Source organism: Prolixibacteraceae bacterium (assembly GCA_019720755.1).
GTDB lineage: Bacteria > Bacteroidota > Bacteroidia > Bacteroidales > Prolixibacteraceae > Halosquirtibacter > Halosquirtibacter laminarini.
Genome location: CP081303.1, coordinates 1,118,311 through 1,139,173, shown reverse-complemented (window position 1 = coordinate 1,139,173; position 20,863 = coordinate 1,118,311). Strand labels below are relative to the sequence as shown.

Sequence of the window (20,863 nt, the reverse complement as noted above, 5' to 3'; positions counted from 1 at the left end):
CAAAATCACATATCTTTGTCACTAAAATATACAGATCCACAAAGAATGCAGATAACCAAAGAGACTCAATTTAAGAAATTAATTGTTCATATTGTCGGGAACAAACAGAAAGAGGAACCTTTAAAGCTATCCCAAAGCTGTACCTCACTATCCCCTGATTTCTCTGAGACACTGCTAAACTTCTTTCTCTCTTCCTTCTCTACAGACGACACATTCCATTTTTCAGATGTGATAAGTAGTACAAAAGTACTTCCTAAGAAAATAGCAAAGATATTTGAGTCTCAAGCCGAATTTGAAAGAGACTCACAAGATATAGCACAGTTTCTATACGACTCTTGCAACCAACCTAACATCAAAAAGGGGGAACTATATGTAACCTATATTGAACACCTTCGCTATGGAGATCAGGAAGTCAATGCGGTTGGAATCTTTAAATCGGAACACAAGGAGACCTATCTAAAACTTAAAGAGACAACAGATGGATTTGAACTGAACAGAGAAGAAGGTATCAATCCACAAAAGATCGATAAAGGAGCATTGATTATAAATACGGATGCAGAGGATGGTTACCGTATCTTACTCATTGACAAAGTTAAGAAAAGTGATACTGCAAAGTTCTGGAAAGAGACCTTCTTAAATGCCAAACTACTTTGTGACGATTATGGTTTAACCAAACAGTACATGGATCTCACACGTAATTTTATTAATGATGTATGCCATGCACAAAATGAGATAGAACCAGTTCAACAAGTGGAGATTGTCTCCGAAACATTAGACTATTTCAACAATGCGGAGACTTTCGACAAGAAAGAATTTAAAGACAAAGTACTCAAACCTTATCCAGGGAAAAGAGAGCTGTTTGATGAATACCAAAAAGAGTGGGAGAAAAATAAAAAGGTAGAGCTCAAAGATCAATTTGAAATTACAGACAGTGCATTAGAGAAAGCCAAGCAGAGATTCAAACACGTACTTAAATTAGATACGAATTTCCATGTTTACATTCATGGATCACAAAAATTAATTGAAAAAGGATACGATGCGAAAAGAGGTAAATATTACTATAAACTCTATTTCGACCAAGAGCTCTAAACAGTTCGCCTATAGCAATATTTACTATTACAGTACTTATAATTCCTCAATAATAGGATTCAGAAATGGAGAAGCAGCAAAATTATCGTCATCTGTCTTTTTACCACAAACAACCAACATTAATTTCGAACATTCAGCATGTGCTCTTAACCCCAATATCTCATCTAATGCTGAGTTGTCATACTCTTCTACAGGATGAACGACCAATCCAAGTTCTCTAGCAGACTCCAACACCACACCTAATGTGATATAGATTTGTTGTTGTATCCATCTCTCTAACTCATCTGAAGACATCCCCTCAACCCAATGAGTTAAAGACTCCTCAAATTGCTTTAATGTGGTGTCAAACACATTATTTGTCTCTGAGAAATGTTGAATATAATCTCTAATATTATCTCTAGTAATAGACTCAGGAATCGTAACCACAAAAACGTGTGAGTACTCCATCGGGAGCGCATTATACACAAATGCTTTAATCTGATTCTTTATTTCATTCGTAGAGATTTCCAATATTCGGAAAGGCTGTAAAGAATAATTTATCCTTGAATTTAAGACCTTATATTTAAATTCAACCATTAAAGGCTCAGGAATATATTCCAATTTATCCAGCTCATTATCAATATACTTCCAATGCAAAAGCTTTAGAAACTCCATCTATAATCATTTATTATTTAACACAACAATAGTAACAATCCTCTATCAATCTAGCATAGTTTTTATGCAACTTTAATAAAGTATAGCAACTATTGTCAAATATAATAAAAAATATAGAATTATATTAAATACAAGAATAACCCTTACAATGGATCAAACTTTATAGCATGGAGATAAAAAGAAAAAAAGTAAACTGGTAGTTAAAAACACTACGATATAATCGTTTTCTTATATCGTAGTGTATCTATTCAAATCAATATATCTAAAGTCAAAGAGTTCGTTGGTAGAATAACTCCTCTCACACTGAACAAACAAGATTGGTGATTAAAATTCTGCAGCCTGAAAGATATTACTACCGATATTAATTGAAGCTTCATTGACACTTTGTGTGTCAGAATAATATCCTAAAGCTAACATTACTTTGCAGCTATATCCCTTCTTACGAAGTCCAAGCAATTCGTCCACAGCACATGGATCAAAGCCTTCGATAGGACAAGCATCAATATTTACTTTTTCGGCAGCAGTAAGAGCAACACCTAAAGTTAGATACGTTTGGTTCGTAGTCCATTGTTGCATCTCAGTATTAGACATACGATGTAGCCATCCTTCCATCATATTCTTATAGTTAGTCGAAATATCAATAGTCAAGTTTTGTACTGTAGAGAGGTTCGAAATATACTCTTCAATATCATTATCAGAGATACTATTTTTGCACGCAAAAATTAATAAGTTAGAACATTGTGATACCTCTTCTCTATTCCACGTATAAGATTTGATCTCTTCACGTAAAACATCATCATTTACTATGAATATTTTGAATGGTTGTATAGAGCTAGAAGTAGGGCTAGATTCAATTAGTTCTTTAAATTGGTGTAAGACGTTACTATCTATTTTTTTATTTGGATCAAAGCTTTTCTTCGCATATTTCCAATGTAAAAGTTCTAAAGTGCTCATATTTTTTGTAATTTAAGGGTATAACAAATCGAGGATGAGAAATCCTTTCAGGAAGCTCAACCAAACACATACTGACTTACACAAAACAACATAACATTACGTTTCTTCATGCAAAGTAATCAAATATAATTATCATTACAACTAGACCATAGACTATAATAACATATTTTAAATAAAAGATACTAAAATTACATTAACAATCTACGAACTAAATTCACCACAAAACACTAATAACTAACAATCTAAATCCACCACAAAACATTATCACAAAAAATCGATATCATTATCATTATTTTAACAGTTCTCTAATTTATAATCGTATTTCAAGCCATTCATCTGAACACATAAACCACAGAGGGATATAGATTAATTCAAATAACACGCATCAAAAGAATAGTATAGCCTATATTTATCAAATTTTAAATATGTACCGCTATGGTCTAAAAGACTAAGGTAAAGACATAAAATAGACTCTGAAACATATTCATATTAGAAATCCATAAATTATCTAAGAGAGGCTAACGACATAGATTGATCATCTCGTTTCAATAATAAGAGATAAACCTAAATTTAAGAAGAGCCTAAATTATAGGCTAACAGAAAAGGAAGTATTTCATTTTTATGATAACTCAAGGAAGTAAAGTATTCATTGAAGCCATCGTTTAAAGAACCACTCTACTTCCTTTGCAAAAACCAAAAAACAATTTAGCTTATCTAGCTTCAAAAAGCTGATCTAGTCCCTTTCTTACTTTTTTATCATATTGTGTTTGATCTTTTTCATCTCTAAATCCCAAGGTTAAAATCACTTTTGAAGAGTAGCCTGAATCTTGTAGTTCTAAGATTTCATCAAATGCAACAGGATCGAATCCTTCCATAGGACAAGCATCCACACCAATACTCGCACAAGTGGTGATAGCAGTACCCAAAGCCAAATAAGTTTGTCTAGAAGTCCACTCTTTCATTGCCTCGTCTTCCATTGAAGTCACCCATTGGTTCATCATATCCTGATACCCCTTTAAGTGTGCCATATCCACTTCGCGAACATTCGATATATTGTCTATAAACTCACGAACATCCTCGATCGATACGTTCTCTTTTCTAGCAAAAACCATCAAATGTGATGCTTCTACAATTTGGGGTTGATTCCAAGCATATGCTTGAAGTTTTTTTCGAAGAGCAATCTCTTCCACCACATACACTTTAAAAGGTTGCAAACCAAAAGAGGTTGGAGCAAGACGAATAGATTCCTTTATTGTAAGAAGTTCAGAATCGGTCAATTTCATTTCTGGTGCAAAGCGTTTCGTAGCATAACGCCATTGAAGATTATTTAAAATAGACATAGGATCTTATAAATATTAAGTTCAACGTATATGTATTATGAACAGGGCATTAGTAGAAAAAGTTCATACACGACGATCTAAAAAACGAATGAGCAGTGTCATACAAAACACCATTAATATTCCCTACATTGCTACCAATGACTAAAAAGAACCATTGGATGGATAGAAAGCATATCGTAATATTTGGACAGTCTGGAATGATTGGTAATTTGGTAACACAAAAATTAATCCAAGATGCCTCTTTTAATATCACTTCCATACAAAGAAAACAAGACCCACTGCTTCCCTCATATATTCAACAATACACGATAGACTGTATACAACAAATTTGTTTAAAAGCAGACCATGTAGTGATATGCATTGGTGCAAGACTTGAAAAAAGAGAACCTATATCCAATCTTAAAAAGGTCGATCTATTATTAGTAAATAAGATTGCAAAATGGGCCCAGACAATGCATATCCCCCACATTTCTATCATTAGCTCAATAGGGGCAGACAGATTCTCCACAAGCTATTACCTTAAAATGAAAGGACAGATGGAAAGAAGCATCCGAAAGCTATCTTTTGACTCTATTACATTTTATAAGCCTGCACTATTTTCCCCATCTCAAAGAGTAAAAAAACGATGGAGAGAATGGCTTCCATATCCTTTCTTATTCATATGTAAATACATCCCTCTTATGCAAAATTATCAACCAGTATGTCCCATTGCTTTTTCTAATAGAATCATTTCTAATCTAAAGCAAGTTCAGAGAGGTATTATTGAGATCAAAGGTAACGAGCTCACATAAAACAGTATTAACATTTATATAAAAAATAAAAAAGGCATGATTGTCACTAATAAGTACCAATCATGCCCAAACAGTGTTGTGTTGTGTATAATTCAAATATACACATCTTTTTTATTTTACTAAACATATTTTTGAAACACGATAATATTTGAGTCCGATAGAGTCGTATTTACAGGTACCTTATTAGAGTAAAAAAAACATAATAAACACCCAACATTCAGATTTATAACCAATAAGACAATCTCACAAAAAAAAGAGGGTTTAATGTAATATTAATAATAAAAAAATTATTTAATATTAATATTATATGTCCCCCCCTTAAAACAATCCCTTCCCAATAACCATCTTTGCAGATTTATAAATGAATAATTATGCACATTTTTAGACCCCACAAAAAAGTAAAAAAGTCATTATTCGTTTCAACATATAAACAAAATGAAAGGGCATCTTTAAAAAAAGAAAACCCCTTCATTTTAGAAAATAGCGTCACGCAAACACGAAATAAAAAGAATCAAATCACGACACCCCTATCATTTAAATTGACTCTAATCATATCATTGAAATATAACCATACTCCTAACAATATGCGCCAACGCTATCCATGCAATGCTCTTTAAATTAAATAATACAAAACCTTAACTGTTATCGATTCTTAAAAGTAGAAAGCCCTGCAAATTTTGCTGCTTCTCCTAAATAGCGTTCAATACGTAACAATTGATTAAATTTTGCAATTCTTTCACTACGACATCCTGAACCTGTCTTTAAGTGACCAGCTCCAACAGCTATAGTCAAGTCAGCAATAGTGGTATCTTCAGTCTCTCCAGAACGATGAGAGATAAAACAATTATAACCATTTTCGTAAGCCAACTTAATGGTCTCAAAGGTTTCAGTAAGCGTTCCAATTTGATTTACCTTAATCAAAATAGAGTTCGCAATGCCTTTATCAATTCCCTCTTTCAATATCTTAGGATTGGTACAGAAAATATCGTCTCCCACGAGTTCCACTTTCTCTCCAATTCGGTCTGTTATTAGCTTCCAGCCATCCCAATCGTTTTCAGCCATTCCATCCTCTAGAAGAACAATAGGATATTTATCTACCCATGACTCCCAAAGGTCCACCATCTCTTCAGATGTTTTGTAAGATCCATCCGACTTAAAAAAGTGATACTTTCCATCTTTCCACATCTCACTAGAAGCAGGATCAATACAGATTGAGATGTCCTCTCCTGGAGTATAACCAGCATCTTTTATTGCTTCGATAATCACCTCCACAGCCTCTTCATTGGATTTTAGATTCGGAGCGAAACCTCCTTCATCTCCAACGGCTGTATTATATCCTTTCGATTTTAACACCTTCTTTAAATGATGGAAAGTCTCAATCCCCATTCGAATAGCCTCTTCAAAGCTATCCGCATGATGAGGTGCAATCATAAACTCCTGAAAGTCTACATTGTTATCCGCATGAACACCACCATTTATCACATTCATACAAGGCACTGGAAGAATAAACTCTTCCCCAAAAGCGAAATACTCAAACAGATGTTGATCATAACTATGAGATAGTGCCTTAGCAAAAGCCAACGATACTGATAGTATTGCATTGGCACCCAATTTTGATTTATTTGGAGTACCATCCAAATCGATCATTAACTTATCTACCTCTTCCTGACTAGCAATATCCTTTCCAACAAGGGCATCCGCTATCACAGTATTTACATTTTCAACGGCCTTTAGAACCCCTTTTCCTAAATATCGTTTAGGATCTTCATCTCTCAACTCACAAGCTTCTCTCTCTCCTGTAGAAGCTCCAGAAGGAACAATGGCACTTGCGTGTATTCCATTATCCAAAGTAACCCAAGCTTCAACGGTAGGATTACCACGACTATCTAAAACCTCCTGTGCAAAAATATCTTCTACCTTCATATGACTAACAATATTAGATTTTAATAGGTATAACAACTTGAAGACTGAAAAGATCATAAAAAAGGCAGAATTAACATTTCATTTTATATCTCAACGTAAAACAACCCCTATCAAAAATAGATATAGACGCAATTAATAAGAGGAAATCACACACTAAAATTTCAGCATATCAAATAATATTCACCCCAATAAAGTTGAATGAATTCAAACAAAATAAAACTGCTTTATGTTATTAGTATTTAAAGACGATACAAAAAACATATACGAAAGTATGAGCAGTAAAAAATGGGGAGACCTCTATCCGAACATTCAAAATATCAATTCTATTCCTGTCATCTTTGGATTGACACAAAAGATTATATTATTGGTTGTTTCTTTGTATGTAGGAAATGCTCTTGCATTAGATAAAGTCACTAAAATATCGATCTTTTACACCATCCTATTTTATATATTTGCTTCCGACCCAATTGCACCACTTCGTTTCCGGCTAAAATATTTTAGTTATCTCTTTCTATCGTTTCTATCATTATCCATTACTCGTACCTATATACCAAATACAGCCTTTTTTAACTCGACCCTTATCTTTATCATTATTATCATATCAATCGGAATATCCAAATCATTCACTTTTAAAAATCGATTTCATTATGCAGTCATCATAGGTTTCACCTTTTTAAGCAGATTTGAGATCATCGACCACACTCCATCTCTAATTTTCGGGACTTCCATTGGATATGTCCTATATATCTTTACCACCACTCTCTTTTTCATCTTTTCATGGGGTAGCAATCATCTAAAGAAGATACCCTCAACAGATGTTGGATACCAATGCAGCAACCCTAAATACAAAGAGTGTCTATCCATCAAAGACATCTGTTCAAATACCAAACATTTATGGAATCGACTATCAATATTTAGATTCTGGATCGCTCTTACCATCTCTTTTATTGTTATGGAGTTTTACGATATCTACTATGCATGTTGGATACCGATCACTGTTGTCGTACTCTTTAATCCAGCACCAGAGATACATAAATATCTACCTAAAACCATTCATCGTTTTGTAGGAACGATAATAGGTGTTATTCTTTTCAATTTTGCGCATCACCTCCCCTATTCTCACATGATGGTAGATCTACTCATGGCTGTAAGTTTTATCATGATCATCCTATATTTAAGTAGCGACTATTTTATTGCAATCATTTTCATGACCATTATTGTCATTGGGAGCATTACTTTAAGACAACCAAATCAAGTAGAGATGATAGAATACGAAAGAATATTATACACGTTCTATGCAATCGGGATCACCTACACCGTCAACCTCTGTGTCTATATCATACTACGTATTAGAAATAAAGTTTGGCAATCCAATCATAGAAAAGAGAATTAAAAAAATCTACAAAAGTGAAAGATCATAAGAATTGATACAAAGCTAGAACTATACTTAGAAATAATCCTGTCAATGAACACTTTATTTCTTTTAGTTGTTTACAAGTAAAATTTAAAAGCAAAGCATATGAAAGATCATATTGGACTACTGAAGATAGACCATCACGAGGCCCTATTTTATATATTGGGAGGACTAGAAGAAGGTAAAACATGGAAAGATATTCCATCAGACCCAAGGCTTAGAAGATGGCATATGCACCACAAAAAAAGCCTCAAATTAAAAGGACAGAACAATCCTGAAGACCATAAATTCTTCAAAGAGATTATTTCGGAAATAAGAGATTGCAAATCGATTATCTTAGTGGGACACGGCAAAGGAAAAAGTAATGAAGCCGAATCTTTCCATAAATATATGATAGAACACCACAAAGATCTTAAGGAGTTAGTGATTGCAATCCTCAATGAAGACAATCATGAAACAGAAAAGCAGATGCTTGCAGAAGCAGATGCAATTATTGGTGAAAAACATTTTGGACACCATAATCACAAAGAATAACCATCTCTATTCTATAGTGTAAAGGGCAAATCTATAACAGGTCTGCCCTTTTATATTTTAATCAAAACCACCAAATCACCACACGACATCGTGAACAAACATTTCTAAGAATAAACTCGTCTTTATCCGACCAAACAGTCTATTCATCATACGATAACTATAACCCTATTTATTACCATCTCATTTTAATAAAAAACAATGAGATAGAAACACGAAATCATGCAACTTCATAATTCTACATAATAAGAGAGAAGCGTTACAAAATCAACACCTCTCTCCATTAATAGCCCCAACACAACATTAACAACATTCTAACAAAACTATCGAACTATAGCAGTCCATGTTTGCAATTAAAAAACTAATTAACATACTCAACAAACAACAAAAGTTGGGGCCGAACAATTAAACCAAAATTAAAACACAAATAAAACAACTACTTATAAGCTCCAGCGGAATAGTGTAGTTCATAAGAGTGTGAATATATCTCAAACACTGTTCCAAAAGGATCTTCCACATAACACATACGGTAAGGCTTCTCACCAGGGTAATATTCCCTTATAGGCATTCTTTGTTTTCCTCCCGCTTCCACCACTTTCTGAACCAATCCCTCCACATCAGGATCTTGTATGCAGAAATGAAATAGGCCACTTCTAAAAGGATCAAATTCTGGTTTACGATCTTTGCTTTCCTTAAATTCAAAAAGCTCGATACCAATACGATCCCCTGTAGACAGATGTGCAATCTTAAAGGTCCCCCAACCACCGTTAAACACGTCAATACACATCTTTCCTATTGCAGTCTCTGTCTCTTCAACAACTAAGGTAGGCTCCATCAAAACATAGAAACCCATCACCTCTGTATAAAACTTCACGGCCTTCTCAATATTTGGAACTGTAATCCCAATGTGAGAAAACGTCTTTGGATATACTTTATTTTTATCGCTCATAAATCTTACTGATTCTATGTATTTAGGGAACACCTCAAAGCGTTTAATTGTTTTCAACAAATAAACGGTTAAAGCCATAAAACATTCTATTTTAATGATATTTCACAACCATCGTCAAACAAAAGATCACCATATAATCGAAGAAAACAAGATGAATTCTCATCTAAGAATTGACTATAAAACACAAAAGTTAATAAAACAAAATGCCCTAAAATTTGGATTATATAGCAGATTAAAGAACCCAAAAATCATGACTCGCACTTTTTCTAATGAAAAAGGCATATTCATTTTTCATCCAATATAGTGATTAAAGAGTTCACAATTTACACTCTACCATGAACGATAACATAATCATTCGAATAGAAGACTTTATCACACAAAACAGCCAAACACCTAGTTTACAACTCATTTATATTGAAGCACAATTACCTCACAAACATTGGACCCTTCAACACAAAAACAGAAAAACACAAATACTTCTACCCTATTTGTCGGCTACTTTGTCCATGGTTTGTTCATGGTTTGTTCATGGTTTGTTCATCGATTCTTCATCGATTTGATGGAAAATCGATGGAGATACCATGCACAAAATTCGAACCATATATAAGTAATGTACGGATCAATCAACCATGAAACAATGACCTATTTGCATTCGGGCACTGTCCCGAAAAGTGTGTAACACTGTCAAAAAAAGGTATTATACGGTATCTTTTCAAAGTGTATGCGATGAATGAAGAGGGCTTATTCGGCAATAAATATCAACAGGATAAAGCTTCCAAAGAGGTATATTACATCATTACGATTCAATGTTCCTAAAGAAGATAGAACTCAAACTTGACAAATAGAACAGATATAAAAAACATGACAAAAAACTTATTGCATAAATATCTAGAAATAGGTACATTAGATCATTATAATAACCCAATCATTTGGAAAGAGTTACTTGCATTTAATACAGCCTTTTTTTTTCTAGTAGAGAAAAAGAAAGAAATCCCTCTTGATGATAGGTAGGCCTCTTTCCAAATTACATTTTAATATATGCATAATGAACAAGACGATTTCAACCCTCTCAATCCTGTTATCCCTGACCGTCTCAATCCATGCTCAACCGATCTCGAAAGAGAACAAAAAACAGATAGAACATCTCAAAAAGGTTGCCTTAGAAATAAATGAATTCTCCTTCTATTTAGGAACCCAAGGCGTTCATCAGATAAAGGAGAGAGGAGAAGAAAAATCAAAAAAAGTCGTCCAACTAAACCAAGACGATTTGGCGACCAAAATCGCGTATAACTATAGGGGATACAAGACCACTAAAACCTATAGCTATCACTTTCCCAATAACCACACCCTTGAGGTTCATGAAACATATAACGCTCCTAAAGAGAGCCAGGCATTTTTACACAAAATCTATTTTAACCATAGGCAAGAACTAATCGGTTTCGAGATCTTACAAAACGATAAAGTCATACTACAAGGGAAAGAGTTTCGATACAAAAATAATCGATTGGTATCCTATAAGAGAGGTGGGGGAAAAATTGGGTTTGACACGGTTCTTCTGACCTATAACAAGGACAATCAAACAATCAAGAAAACTAAAAACATCAGGATCAATGAACGTGATGTCACCTCCATTACTCTTTTCAAATATAATCATTTGGGATTTCTGACCGACTTAATATTCACCAATGACTTCGTTACCCCAGGAGAACAGAAGACGGAAAAACATCTTAAATACAGTGATTTTGACGTACATGGCGATTGGCAAAAGGCTGAGTGGATCCACAACAATTCAGCATCTCTAAGTGCAAAGAGGAAACTAAAATAGCTTTCCATATTCCATGTTTATTTTACTCATTCCCACCAACATACAGATCAGAAGAAAATGGAGCGCAACACAAATAAAGATGTTCACCATGCTACATTGTCAACCCTTAATATTTACATATTTTTACACAAATGAATCCAATAGCTCTTTTTATTAAAAAAAAATCTTTAAATAATATATGAAGAAATTTATCATCGCATTCTTTACACATCCATTGGTTATAGCTCCAATTGTGGGGGCTATTGCATTGGTTATAATAAAATATGCATTTGAAAAAAAAGATGAAAGAACAATGCAAAACTGTTATTATTCTATTGCTCATATAACAGAACATTATAAATATGGAGAACAATCTAAGAGCATTGGATCGACTGGTGGGTCTCAGCCATCTGTTGATTTCGTTTTTCAATTTAATGGAAAAAGTTATAGTAGTAACACTAATACCTCTGGTTTGAATAGAACTATAAAAAAAGGGGGAAAGTATTTACTTATAATACGTAAGGACAACATTAAAACAAACATAGTAAAGTTTAATTATCCTATAAAAGACAGCACCGATTTTTAAAAATATGTAAAGGAGTTTGAACAAAGACGTATAGAAAAACTGAATACAGATGAATAAAGTAAAAAGCCTCAGGTCACTCTGAGGCCTTTTACTTTATACCGTAATTCCGCAACTTCTTCACTTTGAAGTACAATTTAAAATAATTACGTGACATTTTCTGATTTGGTACGCACTCCTATTACCTTAAGGACTATTTGTTTATCAATCATAATAAAAAGAACATACTTTCCCCTACCCATCTATATATTCAGGCTATTGATCAGTCACCTGTTGCAATCTCCGTAAAATATAAAGTGTAAGTTTGATAAGATTGACTACCTCCCGAAAAAAGTTGTATTATTACTGCAAGTATCTGACATTCACAATATAATATATGTGTAAAAACGAGGAAAGCTAGATTAAAAATGTTATTTTAAGTGTGAAAACATAATCATTTAAAACCTAGCTCATGAACAAGATACTTACAAAACAAATACAGAACAAGCTAAGTCTATATTTTTGTAAATTAAATAGTCATTTAACCAAACCAGAATTACGTTGTACACGTGAGATAACAACAGGTATTCTTAAGACAGGGTCTGTTATTATCAATCAAATAGCAACAGCTATAGGGGATTCTATAGACAAACAACAAACGACCAAAAGGCTTCGAAATCATTACAATAAAAAAGGTTTCTTTTTAAAACTTCTTAGAGGCCATATGGATTGTGTGTCAGATACAATTCATGAAGGAGACTACATTCTATTTGATGGATCAGATATTCAAAAGAAATATGCTAAGACCATGGAAGGTCTGGATTTTGTAAAAGATGGAGATGAGAAAAATAAGGTTGGATTAGGTTATTGGCTTATGAATGTTGTACATATTGATAAGGCCAATAAGATGACACCTTTGTATAATAAGCTGTACAGTTTCGATCATGGAGCCAAGAGTGAAAATAATGAAGCAATCGAAGCATTAAAAGAAGTAGATAATGCTATTTCAAAGAATGTAACTTGTGTGTTTGATCGAGGATTTGATCGTCAGATTATTAAGGATTATGTTGTTAGTCAACAAAATAACTTCATAATCAGATTGAAAAAGAATACCAAATTAATATACAAAGGCAAAGAAACTACTGTATCTACAATTGGGAAAAAGATTCCATTCTTCATGGAATTAACTGCCAATAAAAGAGGCAAAAACAAAAGTAAAAAGATAAACTTTGAGTGTGGTGCTGTTAAGGTTAAATATAGAATAAAGCAGAGGGAATTTGAGCTATGGCTTGTTGCTACAAAACGCAAATCAGGAGGGAAATGTTGGTTATTAACCAACTCACCTAAGCATACAATAACAGAAGTTATTAGTGAAGCTTTTCAAGCATATGGCTTTCGTTGGAAAATAGAAGAATACCATAGACATATCAAATCAAGCTATGATTTAGAGAATATACAAATAAAGAAGTTTGATGGACTGCAATGCATGTTGGCAATTTTAACCATTGCAATGGGAATCCTTTATAACACATTAGAGTCCATGCATCTAAGGTTGTTGCTAGATAGCAAAATTAAGATACTTGATAAAAACAAGGTATCTGAACTCAGAAATTTTATCTATTATAAGATAAGTACGATAATTAAAATTTTATTGGCAAATGCTTACACAAAACATATAATACAGAGTAAACAGACACAAGTAGACGTCGGACAAATGAGACTCAATCTAGATTTCTGACTAAAAAACGGGAGGTAGCCAATTTGATAAGAAAGATGGAGAATTCCTAAATTGGATGTAGATAAATGCATAATTTGTTGCCTTCCACTTGTCATGAATTTAGCAATGACACTGATGACCCTAAAGATAAATTTCTTAATTCTAGACTCTTTGTCAACACCTTACACAACGCTACTAAATAGTGCAACGAGCCATCTATACATAATCCTCTTTGATGTAGGATACACAATCCATTCTTGCATATTTAGGCATGAGACCCTTTTCTGATAAATGATATCTTGTGACAAGTTGCTTAAAAGCTTAAATAGTGAAAGTACTTACCTAGCATGATCCCCTTTTCGGAAATGCAACCCTTAATTCATGATTTTACTAAGTCGTATGAGCAATACACCCTACCAACTTTTAAGTATTTCCTTTGAATATTTATATGAAGATAAAGCATGAGCAATCGGGCTTTCTTCATTTATAATGCAGTAATTATTAGCATTCACACGGATACCCATATCAACCATAAAACGAAATATTAAAGAGCACCCTACAAAACAAAATTGTAGATCTACTTGTAATATATAAATTATAGGTTGTAATAATTACACCCTTTAGTATCATAAATTTTAATGATCTATCTATAAATTATATCGAATACGATTCTTGGGCTTTAGATATCTATATCCCCTATATTTGACAGAGAGACGTACGAAAGAGAGTTCTTTTTACTGGGATCATTCATTTTAGAGGACCTCTTTCCTCTATTAAAGCAAGTGATATGAAACATCTCAAAATGAATAAAATACACGTAATTAATATATACATATTTAAATAATTAATTAATGGATAATCATTCTAAAAAAGGGAAGTGTCCTGTAACGCATGGTGCAAATACAGAGGCAAATGACTCTGTAATGAGCTGGTGGCCCAAAGCATTAAATTTAGACATTCTTCATCAACATGACTGTAAAACAGATCCACTTGGAGAAGATTTTGACTATAAAGAGGCATTTAATCGATTGGACCTTGATGCAGTCAAAGAAGATCTCAAGGCATTAATGTCAGAAAGTCAAGAATGGTGGCCTGCAGATTGGGGGCATTATGGTGGATTGATGATACGTATGGCATGGCATAGTGCAGGAACCTATAGAGTAGCCGACGGTAGAGGAGGAAGTAACACTGGCAATCAACGTTTTGCGCCTTTAAATAGTTGGCCTGACAATGCGAACTTAGATAAAGCACGACGTCTTCTATGGCCTATCAAAAAAAAATATGGTAACAATCTGTCTTGGGCCGACTTGATTATTCTAGCAGGGAATATGGCCTACGAATCGATGGGATTCAAAACATACGGTTTTGCAGGTGGTAGAAAAGACATTTGGCACCCTGAAAAAGATATATACTGGGGGGCTGAAAAAGAATGGTTAGCAAAAGATAGATATACAGACAAATCGAAAGAGACAACACTTGAGAACCCTTTGGCTGCTGTACAAATGGGATTGATATATGTCAACCCAGAAGGGGTAGATGGGAAACCAGATCCTCTAAAAACAGCACAGGCAATGAGAGTCACTTTCCAAAGGATGGCAATGAATGACGAAGAGACTGTGGCACTTACTGCAGGAGGACATACCGTGGGAAAAGCACATGGGAATGGAGATGCTTCAACACTCGGTGTTGAGCCTGAATCTGCTGAAGTACAAGAACAAGGATTAGGGTGGATTAATCCCAATGGAAATGCAGAAAACACAGTAACAAGTGGATTAGAAGGCGCATGGACAACCACTCCAAACCAATGGAACAACACATACTTCTACCTACTACTTCATTATGATTGGTGGATGACAAAGAGCCCAGCAGGTGCCAGTCAGTGGGAGCCTATTAACATAAAGGAAGAGGATAAACCTTGGGATGCCCACATTCCAAACAAAAGACAAAATCCGATGATGACCGATGCAGACATGGCTCTAAAATTCGATCCTCAATATAGAAAGATATCAGAACGTTTCTATAAAGACCCTCAATATTTTGAAGAAGTCTTTGCCAAAGCATGGTTTAAGCTTACTCATCGTGATTTAGGTCCAAAAAGTAGATATTTGGGAACAGATGTGCCTAAAGAGGATCTTATTTGGCAGGATCCAATTCCTTCTGTTCAATACAATCTCGGAGAACAAGAGATTGAGGTACTAAAAGAGAAATTACTACATTGTGGACTATCTTCAACGGACCTAATCAATACGGCATGGGATAGTGCAAGGACCTTTAGAGGCTCAGACTACAGAGGGGGTGCTAACGGCTCTAGGATTCGTCTCTCTCCTCAGTGCAATTGGGAGGGTAATGAACCAGCTCGTCTTCAAAGAGTATTAAAAAAACTTACGGAAATACAATCAGAACTAGACTTCGAAATAAGCATTGCCGATCTTATTATTTTAGGTGGATCTGCTGCTGTAGAAAGAGCAGCAAACCAAGCAGGTGTAAATATTAAAGTTCCATTTACTCCTGGACGAGGAGATGCCACAGCTGAGATGACCGATGCAGACTCTTTCTATGTCCTTGAGCCACTACATGATGGTTTTAGAAATTGGCAAAAAAATGACTACGCAGTCAAAGCAGAAGAGATGCTTCTTGATAGAGCTCAATTGATGGGTCTAACAGCACCAGAGATGACTGTTCTAATTGGAGGAATGCGTGTTCTAGGGACAAACCATTCTGAAACAAACCACGGAGTTTTTACTGAGAGAGTTGGAGTCTTATCTAATGATTTCTTTGTCAACCTAACAGACATGAATAATAGATGGGTCCCTATTTCAAAAGATCATTATGAAATTATTGATAGAAAGACAGAAAAAGTAAAATGGACCGCGACAAGAGTTGATTTGGTCTTTGGATCCAACTCTGTTTTGCGTGCTTATGCTGAACTTTATGCACAAGATGACAACCAAAATCGGTTTGTTAAGGATTTTGTTCATGCATGGTGTAAGGTAATGGATTCCGACCGATATGATATTAAGTAGTTTTTAAAAAAAGATTTATGAAGACAACCTAGGATAACTCCTCATTCTAAATGAAGGAGTTATCCTATTATTTTCTTTTTCTATAAAATCAAGAATGTGCAACATTTAAGAGAAAAAGATGGTTGTTCATAAAAAATGACTCTATCCATAATTGGAGATGCGAACACCGCGACATCTATGGATCAAGATCATCTACCTAGAATGAGATATAGTATTTCGGATCAGAAATGCGCACCATCTCTTGACGTGTAGATGCTGTTCCTGAGAAATTAAAGATATAATATCCTTTAGAATCAAACATCATCTCCATAAAGTTCTGAGATGCTTTGCTATTCCTCACTTTGTCAATAAGTTGTTTCTTTTGGGCTTCAACCGCTGCTTTTGTTAATGAAGGGTCATCCACAAAAGCCTCATAATCCCCTTCGACGAATCGAATTTTAGAAGTCTCAAACTCATCAATAGAGTAATGTTTTACTACAATACCATCCCCACTATAAAAAAGGAATCCCATATCATAGTCGACCAACACCCCACTACTATTTTCTTCACTATAGTCATTAGAGAACATCAACATAGAGAAAGCGGTTTCGCTTAACATTGCGTCTTTCAAAGAGACATATTGGATATGCAACAAAATATCGGACAATTAATTAAGCCACATTAAAATATTTCTGTTTCCCAAATTCGAGAGGAGTCAAATAACCAAGTGTTGCATGTCTTCTCTGTCTCTTTTTAGAGATAACCACCACTTCTCCTTTTATTTTGAAGGAAAGATCCGTTCCCTTAAGAACAATATTCAATTTATCAGAGATCGAAAGAGGCTTCTGTGAATCCTTTGGAATAACCACATGATAAGCCTCAATCTCACTCTTTGTATAAAGAATTATGTTAATATAGAACTACTAAAAGCTACAATATTCCTATATACAATGACAAAATGCTTATTTATAATTATCCGCAGATTATTAATTACATAAATATTATTGCACACTCACAGATTTATCAACTCTTTTGAGTAGTCTGTGGATAATTATTTCTATCATCAGATTACATCAAACATCACAGATATTCTTCAAGAATAGATATCTGTGGAAATCTGTGGAAATCTGTGTAATCTGTGTAATCTGTGGATAATTATTTCTGTCATCAGATTACATTAAACATCACAGATATTCTTCAAGAATAGAAATCTGTGTAATCTGTGGATAATTATTTCTGTCATCAGATTACATCAAACATCGCAGATGTTCTTCAAGAATAGAAATCTGTGTAATCTGTGGATAATTATTTCTGTCATCAGATTACATCAAACATCGCAGATGTTCTTCAAGAATAGAAATCTGTGTAATCTGTGTAATCTGTGTAATCTGTGTAATCTGTGTAATCTGTGTAATCTGTGTAATCTGTGGATAATTATTTCTGTCATCAGATTACATTAAACATCGCAGATGTTCTTCAAGAATAGATATCTGTGGAAATCTGTGTAATCTATGGATAATTATTTCTGTCATCAGATTACATCAAACATCACAGATATTCTTCAAGAATAGAAATCTGTGTAATCTGTGGATAATTATTTCTGTCATCAGATTACATCAAACATCACAGATATTCATCAAGAATAGATATCTGTGGAAATCTGTGTAATCTGTGGATAATTATTTCTGTCATCAGATTACATCAAACATCGCAGATATTCTTCAAGAATAGATATCTGTGGATAATTAAATCTTGCCCTCTTTACTTAGATAAGCCAAAGACAAACGGATACGATAATAGTCGACCTCGCCTCTCAAGAAATCATATAGAGGTTTGGTTTGCAACTTCTCTCCGGTAACCTGCACCGCTTTGAGCACTTGTACCACATCCTCTTTGTCGATATAACGAAAAGGATCGACAGCAAATCCTTGCTGATACAAAAAGGCCAAGTGAGAATATACAGTCATCACATTCATGCCTCTCAGCTGTCCAATCATCGCCACATCATACCCTTTTTGATACATATCGAAGGTCAATTGATAGGTAGAGGTTGTTTTGCGTTGTGCCTGCTTAAACTTAGAGATCTCCTCTAAGATCTCCTCTCCATAGGCATCATATTTCACCTTTCCGACCCCGGAGATAGAGAGTAAGTCAATCATACTCTCTGGTCTCGACACCGCAATTTCTCTTAGCGTCGCATCATTAAACACCAAGTATGGAGGAATTCCTTTGTTTCGAGCCATTTCAACACGCCACTTACGAAGATATTCAAACAGTTGGTTCCAAGGTTGGCTTTTTTGGGCTTGCTCTTTGGTATAAGTTACCTTAAAACGTTTCTTTCGAATCTCTGGAGCAACCAGTTTAACAAGTCCCACCTTTTTGTCTTCAAAAAGCACTTTTCGTGCCAATTCAGTCGTTCGCAATGCATTGTTACGATCGTAAGCCACCTCCACCAAACCAAGGTGCATCATCTGACGAATATACTGTTTCCAATCGTCCTCCACGATATCCGCTCCTTTGCCATAGGTCTTAATACGATGGAAACCATGATCTATCAGCTCTTTCTTCTGCGATCCTCGAAGGATATCCACCACCATCTGGGTAGAGGCATTCTCTTTGGTACGCATCATTGCAGAGAGGGCCTTTTGGGCAATAATCGTTCCGTCAAACTTCTTGGGTGGGTTTTTGCACACATCACAATTACCACAATCTTTATCTAAATATTCTCCAAAGTAGGATAGTAATATCTTTCGTCTACAGATATCTGATTCAGAGAAGGCTTGCATCTGAGCCAATTTCTCTAGGTTTAATGCCACTTGACCACTCTCCTCCGCAAATTTACGAAGGGTAATAATGTCGCCTAAATTGAAATATAGGAAAGTATCAGAGGGAAGTCCATCACGACCCGCACGACCAATCTCTTGATAGTAACCTTCTACATTTTTAGGAAGGTTATAGTGCATCACCCATCGAACATTCGACTTATCAATACCCATTCCAAAAGCCACTGTAGCACAGATTACTAAAGTATCGTCGTTAATAAAACTATCTTGAACACGCCCTCTTTGTTCGGCAGACAATCCCGCATGATAAAAATCGGTATGTAGCCCTTTACTATTTAGTTTTGCAGAGAGACGCTCACAACTTTTACGGCTCATACAGTAGATAATACCAGCATCATTAGGGCGCGAACGGATATAGTCGAGAATCTCTCTATCCTTATCTTTAGCTCCTACTCCAACACGTACTTCAAGACTCAAGTTTGGACGATTAAAAGAGCCTAAGAATATTTTAGGTTCACGAATACCAAGCTGGGTAATGATATCATTTCGTGTCGTTTTATCCGCTGTTGCAGTAAGCGCAATGACAGGAAGGTCTGGGAAAGTATGCTTAATCCATTTCAACTGTTGATATTCAGGGCGAAAATCATGTCCCCAACTAGAGATACAATGGGCTTCGTCCACAGCTAAGAGAGATACATTGAGCATTCCAAAGATTGTTTCGAAACTACGTGTAATTCTTTCAGGAGAGACATAAAGAAGAGAGATCTTGCCTTCTCTACACTGTTGCATAATCTTCGACTCCTCCTCTTCGGTCAATGTACTATTAAGGAATGCCGCAGCAATACCATTAGAGTTGAGCCCATCCACTTGGTCTTTCATCAAGGAAATTAATGGAGACACTACTACAGTCACCCCATCCATCATCAAAGCAGGAATTTGAAAGCATAGGGATTTTCCTCCTCCAGTAGGCATTAAGACCAAACTATCACGCTTCTGCATGACGTGTGTAACAATCTCCTCTTGTAGAGGTCTAAAAGTATCGTAACCAAAATATTCTTTCAGAAGTCGATGCGACTTCCCCACAATATTCTCAATATCAAACATGAACAATAAAACATTAATCCGTAGGTAGTAAACTATACCCAACATCCAAATATGAGTCATCAAAGACCACTGCAAGTTTAATCTATTCTATTGAATTTACCTACTATGGACATCAAGATCTTTTACAGTTTTATATTTAACAATATTTAAGTCTATTTCATCAACAAAAAGGGCTATTTCGTGTAAAAAATAAACAAAAATCATTGAATAAGTAATACATTTAATATACAAAACTGATCTTTATAA

Annotated in this window: 16 protein-coding genes; 8 read left to right on the top strand and 8 right to left on the bottom strand. The window is 34.8% G+C overall.

All coding sequences use genetic code 11. From position 1 onward, the window contains the following. The first annotated feature begins 15 nt into the window (after positions 1–15). The gene (locus K4L44_04825; GenBank protein ID QZE15159.1) at positions 16–1,089 is read left to right on the top strand and encodes a nucleoid-associated protein; all 1,074 of its coding nucleotides are present in this window, start codon (positions 16–18) and stop codon (positions 1,087–1,089) included. A gap of 36 nt (positions 1,090–1,125) precedes the next feature. Here the strand turns inward: K4L44_04825 and K4L44_04820 are convergent, their stop codons facing one another. From K4L44_04820 to K4L44_04810, 3 genes are all read right to left on the bottom strand, one after another. Further along, positions 1,126–1,743 (bottom strand): hypothetical protein, encoded by a 618-nt coding sequence (locus K4L44_04820; protein QZE15158.1) that lies wholly within the window; start codon positions 1,741–1,743, stop codon positions 1,126–1,128. A gap of 324 nt (positions 1,744–2,067) precedes the next feature. Then, positions 2,068–2,697, bottom strand: coding sequence for a nitroreductase family protein (locus K4L44_04815; protein ID QZE15157.1), 630 nt, complete (start codon positions 2,695–2,697; stop codon positions 2,068–2,070). Between the two features lie 710 nt (positions 2,698–3,407). Beyond that, complete coding sequence (locus K4L44_04810) at positions 3,408–4,037, bottom strand: NAD(P)H-dependent oxidoreductase (protein ID QZE15156.1); 630 nt, start codon at positions 4,035–4,037, stop codon at positions 3,408–3,410. A 158-nt stretch (positions 4,038–4,195) separates the two neighbouring features. On the opposite strand from K4L44_04810, the gene K4L44_04805 reads away from it, so the two are divergent. Then, positions 4,196–4,828: a hypothetical protein gene (locus K4L44_04805; GenBank protein ID QZE15155.1), complete on the top strand. Its 633-nt coding sequence runs from the start codon at positions 4,196–4,198 to the stop codon at positions 4,826–4,828. Positions 4,829–5,470: 642 nt separating this feature from the next. Here K4L44_04805 and eno read toward each other — a convergent pair. Then, positions 5,471–6,751, bottom strand: a complete 1,281-nt coding sequence (eno, locus tag K4L44_04800; GenBank protein ID QZE15154.1) for a phosphopyruvate hydratase — start codon at positions 6,749–6,751, stop codon at positions 5,471–5,473. 226 nt (positions 6,752–6,977) lie between these two features. On the opposite strand from eno, the gene K4L44_04795 reads away from it, so the two are divergent. Both K4L44_04795 and K4L44_04790 read left to right on the top strand, forming a co-directional pair. Next, positions 6,978–8,144, top strand: coding sequence for an FUSC family protein (locus tag K4L44_04795; protein QZE15153.1), 1,167 nt, complete (start codon positions 6,978–6,980; stop codon positions 8,142–8,144). A 126-nt stretch (positions 8,145–8,270) separates the two neighbouring features. After that, positions 8,271–8,699, top strand: a complete 429-nt coding sequence (locus K4L44_04790) for a hypothetical protein (protein QZE15152.1) — start codon at positions 8,271–8,273, stop codon at positions 8,697–8,699. Positions 8,700–9,132: 433 nt separating this feature from the next. Here the strand turns inward: K4L44_04790 and K4L44_04785 are convergent, their stop codons facing one another. Further along, positions 9,133–9,645, bottom strand: a complete 513-nt coding sequence (locus K4L44_04785; GenBank protein QZE15151.1) for a lactoylglutathione lyase family protein — start codon at positions 9,643–9,645, stop codon at positions 9,133–9,135. A 1,045-nt stretch (positions 9,646–10,690) separates the two neighbouring features. On the opposite strand from K4L44_04785, the gene K4L44_04780 reads away from it, so the two are divergent. The 4 genes from K4L44_04780 to katG all read left to right on the top strand — a co-directional run bounded on the left by K4L44_04780 (position 10,691) and on the right by katG (position 16,751). Then, on the top strand, positions 10,691–11,470 hold the full coding sequence (locus K4L44_04780; protein QZE15150.1) for a hypothetical protein: 780 nt from the start codon (positions 10,691–10,693) through the stop codon (positions 11,468–11,470). Between the two features lie 178 nt (positions 11,471–11,648). Next, positions 11,649–12,035: a hypothetical protein gene (locus K4L44_04775; GenBank protein ID QZE15149.1), complete on the top strand. Its 387-nt coding sequence runs from the start codon at positions 11,649–11,651 to the stop codon at positions 12,033–12,035. Positions 12,036–12,483: 448 nt separating this feature from the next. Then, complete coding sequence (locus K4L44_04770) at positions 12,484–13,749, top strand: transposase (GenBank protein QZE15148.1); 1,266 nt, start codon at positions 12,484–12,486, stop codon at positions 13,747–13,749. Between the two features lie 830 nt (positions 13,750–14,579). After that, positions 14,580–16,751 (top strand): catalase/peroxidase HPI, encoded by a 2,172-nt coding sequence (gene katG, locus K4L44_04765; protein QZE15147.1) that lies wholly within the window; start codon positions 14,580–14,582, stop codon positions 16,749–16,751. A 196-nt stretch (positions 16,752–16,947) separates the two neighbouring features. On the opposite strand, the gene K4L44_04760 is transcribed toward katG, so the two are convergent. The 3 genes from K4L44_04760 to recQ form a co-directional block, all read right to left on the bottom strand. Beyond that, on the bottom strand, positions 16,948–17,385 hold the full coding sequence (locus K4L44_04760; GenBank protein ID QZE15146.1) for a hypothetical protein: 438 nt from the start codon (positions 17,383–17,385) through the stop codon (positions 16,948–16,950). Positions 17,386–17,401: 16 nt separating this feature from the next. Then, positions 17,402–17,599, bottom strand: coding sequence for an STN domain-containing protein (locus K4L44_04755; protein QZE15145.1), 198 nt, complete (start codon positions 17,597–17,599; stop codon positions 17,402–17,404). An 876-nt stretch (positions 17,600–18,475) separates the two neighbouring features. Beyond that, positions 18,476–20,617, bottom strand: coding sequence for a DNA helicase RecQ (gene recQ, locus K4L44_04750; GenBank protein ID QZE15144.1), 2,142 nt, complete (start codon positions 20,615–20,617; stop codon positions 18,476–18,478). Positions 20,618–20,863 lie beyond the last annotated feature (246 nt).